Consider the following 1,575-nt stretch of genomic DNA (forward strand, 5'->3'; position numbering starts at 1 on the left):
AATAAAAAACAATAATGACATTTTTCTTGGTTCAGAATGTTTTTCATCTCCATTTGAGAGATAACCAATTATTTCATCATAGCTAAATAGGTCTATGATGAAATAAAGGCTAATCAGATTTAAAATGATAAGAAGTATAAATAAAGTGATTACTAGCTTCGTTTCGGTATTTATGATTCTATACATTTTTTACATTAATCAGTAACAATTGTGTTATGATATATTCCTGTAACCAATGCCGAATTGACAGCAGTTAAAGAATTTTCTAAAGCACCGCTTAAGCCAGCCATAATATTACCTACTGAAGTTTCCCAATCTTTATCTTTTCGCTTCTTTTCATAATAAAATGAATATCTTGAAAGGGAAGATGTAGTAAGGATAATTCTTTTATCTTCATCATTGAATTCAGAATTATTGATTACAGATAATTCATATGATACTACGAAATCGTGTATGTCTTCATATTCTTCTTCAACTAAAAGAAATAATGAAGTGATAAACCCCGAGAGACTTACTTTTGCTTGGTTTGTTAATTGAGAATTTGCAATAATTGTACTTAAACTACTTTCTGTTGTATTGAAAGGATTGATTATTTGATTTCCTACTGTAAGAGATTGTTGAACAGAATTTCCAATAAATGAGTTCCCATATGTATTAACTATTGTTTGTATTTCCTCATTGATTTCCTCAATCGTACTGTGACTGTAATTTGCCGATAAATAGATGTCTAGAATATAAATCTGTATCTTTCCAATAGTGTCGTATGGATTAGTATTATTCTGAGCAATTTTTTGACACTGCTTTTTGTAGCTGTCTAATACGGTTGTGTCTGGATTAATTATAACTTCTTCATCTGTATTACAGGAAAAAATAAAAGAGCAAATTAATGTTAATGTGATAATCCATGATGATTTTTTTTTCATGACTTGTAATTGTTAAAATGTTACTGAGTACTTTTTTTCGTCAGTTCATTTTACCCGGGTAAGCAGAACTTGTTTGCTTTTGAATTCGGGACAAATCTATTAGCCTAATCACTAGTAAACAAATGGTTATCTGTGGGTTTCCGCTATTTCAAGTATTGATTTCCACGAAATCCATAAAGCAATTTTTGTTAAATAATTATCCTTTATCAATTGTTTCTGTTACATTTGAAAAACCTTACAACTTTATTGAAATACCTTAGTGCATAAGAAATTAATTTCTAAAGCACTGTAGCCCCATATTTATAGAATGATTAAAAAATATTTAATTATAATAGCATGTTTATGTTCAGGAGAAAACATATATGCATTAGAAAAAGTAGCATCTAAAATTCCGGATTCTCTTAGAAATAGAGATTACGACTATCTGTTTGATGAAATAGAGAGTAATAAAAATGACAGTCACAAGAGATCATTATATCTCCGAATATTTTTAAAAAAAGCTAAAGCTGAAAAGAATTGGGAAGAAATTGTAAATGGATATAAAAATTACTTGCATCATTCGAATGAAAGTTTAGCAATGGTATATGCTGACAGTATGGTTTATGCTGCTGAAAAATCTAAGAATAGTGCTTTAATTGGCTCAGCTTATCTT

At 28.9% G+C, this 1,575-nt stretch carries 2 protein-coding genes and 1 pseudogene; 1 reads left to right on the plus strand and 2 read right to left on the minus strand.

Going from position 1 to position 1,575, the window contains the following annotated elements; genetic code table 11:
• Together C0512_RS15510 and C0512_RS15515 are read right to left on the minus strand one after the other, a co-directional pair.
• Positions 1 to 186: hypothetical protein (locus C0512_RS15510; protein WP_290863204.1), on the minus strand; the 186-nt coding region annotated here is incomplete at its 3' end.
• An 8-nt stretch (positions 187 to 194) separates the two neighbouring features.
• Positions 195 to 923, minus strand: coding sequence for a hypothetical protein (locus C0512_RS15515; RefSeq protein WP_290863206.1), 729 nt, complete (start codon positions 921 to 923; stop codon positions 195 to 197).
• A 307-nt stretch (positions 924 to 1,230) separates the two neighbouring features.
• Here C0512_RS15515 and C0512_RS15520 point away from each other — a divergent pair.
• Positions 1,231 to 1,575: pseudogene (locus C0512_RS15520) on the plus strand (hypothetical protein); the annotation flags it as partial.

Source organism: Flavobacterium sp., from assembly GCF_013822155.1.
Taxonomy (GTDB): Bacteria; Bacteroidota; Bacteroidia; order Flavobacteriales; family Flavobacteriaceae; genus Flavobacterium.

Bases quoted from the DNA above. Each gene is read 5' to 3' on its own strand.
- C0512_RS15515 (WP_290863206.1), bottom strand. From the start codon at position 923: ATGAAAAAAAAATCATCATGGATTATCACATTAACATTAATTTGCTCT.